This is a genomic window from Candidatus Frankia alpina (assembly GCF_902806485.1).
Lineage (GTDB): Bacteria > Actinomycetota > Actinomycetes > Frankiales > Frankiaceae > Frankia > Frankia alpina.
The window spans coordinates 1-5,004 of sequence record NZ_CADCWT010000302.1; the positions used below are offsets into that span (position 1 = coordinate 1).

Sequence of the window (5,004 nt, forward strand, 5' to 3'; positions counted from 1 at the left end):
TCACAAATCGTTGCCGGGAATGGCTCAGTTCCTCATCGAGTTCGAGCGGCGCATAAGGCAGGTCCAAGACTCGATCGCGGAGCACCACGAGAAAATAGAAAAAACCGTGCAGCGCCGTTTCACCGAGATTGGTGGGATTGCGGAACTGTTCAGCCTTGTGGAGGCCTCGGCGGTGCGCACCGATGCCGTCGTCCAGTTTCTCCGCAACGCGGTCGCGATCGGGGAGTCGCCCGAATTACGGCAAGAGTTCGCCCATGCGGAGATTCGTCGGATGTCCGAGTTCATGCGTGAGCTGGAGAGCGGGAACGCGACCTATTTCGGCGAGGACCGGGACTGGTTGCTCGGCTTGACCCGGGAGGCCAAGCAATCCATCGACGCCATCAGCCTGCCCTCCGTCGACGGCGGCGTGCATGGCTTCGCGGACGGTTTCTGGGAGAGCGATCTCGGTCATCGCTACCTGGAATGCCAGCGCGAGGCGTCCGAGCGTGGCGTCCGGATCCGACGCATCCTCGTGCTGGAGCGGCAGAGCCTCACGGTTGAGGACAACCTGCACGGTCTGTGCTTCCGCCAGGCCAGCCTCGGAATCGAGGTGCGCACGTTGCACCCGGCGTCGATTCCGCTGGGCGCCGGCCGTGCCCTGCTCGACGTCATCGTCTTCGACGGCGTCATGGGGTATGAGGTCACGCCCGGAGCCCATGCGGGCACCGCCCTGCCGCCGACGATCGTCAACACCCGGCTCGTGCTGCGAGCGGACGTCGTGCAGGCCTACCGGCTTCATTTCGACGAGCTGTGGCAGGCGGCCGAACCCTTCGACCCGACCGCACCGCAGGCCGCCTGAGCCGGTGTCCCGGTCCCGGCGGAGTCAGCGCGCGCGCGGGGGCAGGAAGCGGTACATGACGTAGAGGTCGACGTTGCTGAGCCAGGGGTGGCGGAACGCGGCGGGCAGCGTGCCGACCTGGCGGAACGCCAGCGACCGCCACAACGAGACCAGCCTCGGGTTGGCGGCGACGACGTGCACCTGCATCGCCTGATAACCGAGGCCGGTGGCGTATTCGATCATTTCCTCGGCAGCCTGGCGGCTCACGCTTTCCCAGTGACCGCTGGCACGCCCACGGGTGGGGGACGCAGGGCCACCGTAGGGCCCGTGGTCGTCATACTGGCTGCTGCCGGTGCGCGGCCCCCCTTGGTCGATCCGCTTCGGGTCGACCAGCAACATGGCCTGCACGACGTGGTCGCCGAGACCCGGCAGGCTCGGGGTCAGCAGCGCGGTCGCGACCACGGTCCTTGCGTCCAACCCCTCGTCCCGAGGGTCGTCCAGCCCCTCGTCGGATGCCGCGTCCTGTTCCATGACCAGCACCGCGGCCGGCCGCGGGAGCATCCAGACGGCTCGGGCGGCCTCCTCGCCGGTGTCCGGTTCCCAGGGGCAGGTCTCGCCCTCGATCACGACGGCTCGCCAGACCGGCCAGATCGTGTCCCAGTCCTCCGGGGACGCCCGCCGTGTGCGCACCTGTCCGATCCTGCCCGTTCGCGGCATCGTTCGGGTAACGACGCTGCGACACCGGCCCTCGCGGACTGGCGTGAGCGCGCCGAGATCTGATCGTGGACGGCCGGCGCCGGATGGGTCGGCGCCGGGTGGGTCAGCCCCGCGGGATGTCCCGCCAGGGTTTTCCGGTGTCGACGCGGACGTCGCCGGGCAACCGAAGCACCCGCTCGCCCAGGACGTTGCGCAGGATCTGCGACGTTCCGCCCTCGATCGTGTTCGCCCGCGCCCGCAGGAACCGGCGCTGCCAAGGCGTCGGCGGGGTCGTCGTAGGAGTCGTAGAGGGTGCCCTCGGGGCCGAGCATGTCCATGCAGAAGTCATAGATCTTCTGGTTCAGCTCGGCGCCGACGAGCTTGCCGATGGACGCCTCCGGCCCAGGCGGCCCGGCGGTGCGGGCGACCCGGGCGCGCTCCCCGGTGAGCCGGTACGCCTCGGCCTGCGTCCACAGGTCGGCCAGCCGCAGCCGCAGCGCCGGGCTGTGCAGGTCGGGCCGGTCCCGCCACAGCCCCAGCGCGTCGGCGATCGTGCCGGAGTCGCGGCCGAGGGCGGAGTCGCCGATCGCGGATCGCTCGTTCATCAGCGTCGTCATCGCCACGTTCCAGCCCTGGCCGACGTCGCCCAGGCGCTGGGCGTCCGGGATGCGCACGCCGGTCAGGCAGACCTCGTTGAACTCGGCCTGGCCGGTCGCCTGCCGCAGCGGCCGGACCTCGACGCCGGGGGCGTGCATGTCGACGATGAAGTACGTCAGGCCGCGGTGCTTGGGCAGATCCGGGTCGGTCCGGGCCAGTAGCAGCGCCCAGCTCGCCAGGTGCGCGAGGCTCGTCCACACCTTCTGGCCGTCGACCACCCACCCGTCGCCGTCGCGTACCGCGCGGGTCGACAAGCCGGCGAGGTCGGAGCCCGCACCCGGCTCGCTGAACAGCTGGGCCCACATCTGCTCGCCCGTGTACAGCGGGCGTAGCAGCTTCGCCCGCAGCTCCTCGCCGGCGTGACCGTGCAGGGTCGGGCCGGCCATCCCGACGCCGATCGGGTTGTTCAGGAACGGGTCGGGCCGCCCACCGGCCGCCAGGATCGCGTCGGCGGCCGCCTGCAGCCCGGCGGGCAGCCCGAGGCCACCGAAACCGACGGGGAAGTGCACCCAGGCCAGGCCCGCGTCGTAGCAGGCGCCGAGGAACTCCGCCGTCGTCGCGGTGGCCGGGTCGCCGATGCCGTCGAGCACTGCGCGGGCGGTCCGTTCGACCCGCCCCCGGTCGTCGTCCTGTGAGGTCCCCGCCGCAGGCCAGGGCATCGGCCGTCTCGGCGCTCATCGCCGTCTCCCGCCTGTCGTTTGTCGCGTCATCCGTGCCGATGGCCCGTCTGCGTGCTTCCGGCGTTACGACGTGCCGGCCTCGTCGAGGACGAGCTGGGCCAGCCGCTCCTGGTGCGCATCGGCGCTGCCGAACAGGGCCGCGTCGGTGTAGGCGCGCTTGAGATACAGGTGCGCGGGATGCTTCCAGGTGAAGCCGATTCCGCCGTGCACCTGCACGGCCATCGCCGCGACCTGGGTGAAGGCCTTCGAGCAGACCGACTGCGCGAGGCTCGCCGCGATCCGCGGGTCGTCGGTGCCCTCGTCGAGCGCCCGCGCCCCGTGGTAGGCCACCGAACGGGCCTGCTCGACCAGCACCAGCATGTCGGCACACAGGTGCTTGACCGCCTGGAACGACCCGATCGGCCGGCCGAACTGCAGCCGGGTCCTGGCGTATTCGACGGAGAGATCGAGCAGGTACTGGGCGGCGCCGACCTGCTCGGCGGCCAACAGCACGGCGGCGGTCTCCGCGGTGGTGGCGAGGACGGCCGCGGCCTGCGGCGCCGCGGCGAGCAGCCGGGCCGGGACGTCGTTGAAGCTGACGGTGGCCTGCCGGCGGGTGAGGTCCATCGTCGGCGTGGACTGCCGGACCAGTCCTGCGGCGTCGGCGTTCACCGCGAACAGCCCGATGGTGTACCCGTCCCCGTCCCCGTCCCCGCCGCCGATCGCCGCGGCGACCAGCAGGAGGTCCGCCGCGGCGCCGTCCAGCACGTGTGTGACGGACCCACGCAGCGTGTGCTCGGCGGTCGCGGTGCCGCCCGGCGAGGAGGTGCCGCCCGGTGAGGAGGCGCTGTGGCGGACGGTGGCGGTCACGGTGACGGCGGTCGGGTCGAACCCGCCCCGGTGCAGCGGCGCCGCCAGCGCGGCGGAGGTGCGGCCCGCGACGAGCCCCGGCAGCAGCTCCGCCCGCGCCGCCTTGTCGTTCAGGCCTCCCAGCACCGTGGCGCCGAGGATGATCGAGCCGAGCAGCGGCCCGCACACGAGCGCCCGGCCCAGCTCCGCGATCACCACCGCCTGGGAGACCAGCCCGTCGCCGACGCCGTCGTACTCTTCGTCCGTGGCGAGGCCGAGCACACCGAGTTCCTCGCCGAGCCGGGACCAGACGGCGGGATCGTGGCCGAGCGGCGACGCCATCAGCCGCCGGACCTCCTCCTGCGGACTGAGCTGCGCGGCGAACGCACGTACCGTCCGGCGCAGTTCGACCTGCTCGGCGGACCAGGTGAACTCCGAGCTCATGGGCCACTCCCCGCATGGACGACAGGACACCTCGGATGCCGACGCGACCCCGCCACCGATCCTGCGATCGTCTCCGCGCCCACCGTGAGCCCGACCGGCCCCGACCCTTCGGCGGGGCCCGGAGTCGATGGACGGCCGGGCAGCAGGATGACGTGCGGAGTGTGAGCTATGCCGCATCTCGCCATCCGACCTAAACAGGTTGTCCAGACCGCAGTCAACAAGTACGCGGGATCGTCGGGCGGGGCCGGTCACCCGTGGATTGATCCTCCGTTGAGGAGCGGTGTCGCCCGTGGCCGCCGCGCCCCGTGACAGTCATCCGGACGACGTTCTCGACCACGGAATGCTGCCGGAGGCCCAGGCTGCCGGGCTGGATCGACGGTGTGACAACCGAATCGCCCGTTCTACGGCGTCGTTGTCGGTGGGCTGACTGCCGGCCCGTACGCTGCAGTCTGACCGTCGGCCGCGCGGGTCGTCGAACGGGGACGGGAGCGAGCAGCGCATGATCGACCGGGACGAGGCGTTCGAGTCGGCTCTGCCCGATCTGTCCGAGATTGACCTCGCCGATCTTGGTGATTTCGGCGACCTAGGCGACTGCTCCCATCCGCGGCTGCGTGACGCCTTGGCGAGGCTCCGGCAGGAGGCCGTGCGCCCCGCCGACGCCATGTCCGGCTTCACCTCGAGCATCCGGCCCGGCAGCGGTCTCTGACCGTACGAGCTCGTTCCGCTACGGCGGGGGCGGATCGATCTCAAGGTCCACCCGCTCGCCGTCGCGTGCTCGAACACTGACCGGATGGTTGGCACCGAGTCCCGCCTCAAGATTTTCGAGAATGTCCACCTGCAGACCCCGGGTCAAGGAAGCTATTCCGAAACCGCCAGGTTGAT

5 protein-coding genes are annotated in these 5,004 nt (G+C 71.0%); 2 read left to right on the top strand and 3 right to left on the bottom strand.

The window, feature by feature from the left end; translation table 11 throughout:
* The coding region (locus G6R25_RS21350) for a hypothetical protein (RefSeq protein WP_205447316.1) at nt 1-838 on the top strand (838 nt) is incomplete at its 5' end.
* A gap of 24 nt (nt 839-862) precedes the next feature.
* Here G6R25_RS21350 and G6R25_RS21355 read toward each other — a convergent pair.
* The 3 genes from G6R25_RS21355 to G6R25_RS21365 all read right to left on the bottom strand — a co-directional run bounded on the left by G6R25_RS21355 (nt 863) and on the right by G6R25_RS21365 (nt 4,122).
* Entirely contained in the window at nt 863-1,507 is a 645-nt protein-coding gene (locus tag G6R25_RS21355) for a GNAT family N-acetyltransferase (protein WP_163554337.1), read from the bottom strand.
* Complete coding sequence (locus tag G6R25_RS21360) at nt 1,441-2,829, bottom strand: acyl-CoA dehydrogenase family protein (RefSeq protein ID WP_235949361.1); 1,389 nt, start codon at nt 2,827-2,829, stop codon at nt 1,441-1,443. The genes G6R25_RS21355 and G6R25_RS21360 overlap by 67 nt, the downstream gene beginning before the upstream one ends.
* A gap of 84 nt (nt 2,830-2,913) precedes the next feature.
* The gene (locus tag G6R25_RS21365; RefSeq protein ID WP_163554338.1) at nt 2,914-4,122 is read right to left on the bottom strand and encodes an acyl-CoA dehydrogenase family protein; all 1,209 of its coding nucleotides are present in this window, start codon (nt 4,120-4,122) and stop codon (nt 2,914-2,916) included.
* 499 nt (nt 4,123-4,621) lie between these two features.
* Here G6R25_RS21365 and G6R25_RS21370 point away from each other — a divergent pair, with 499 nt between their 5' ends.
* A complete protein-coding gene (locus G6R25_RS21370; protein WP_163554339.1) occupies nt 4,622-4,828 on the top strand; it encodes a hypothetical protein in 207 nt (68 codons plus the stop codon).
* Nucleotides 4,829-5,004 lie beyond the last annotated feature (176 nt).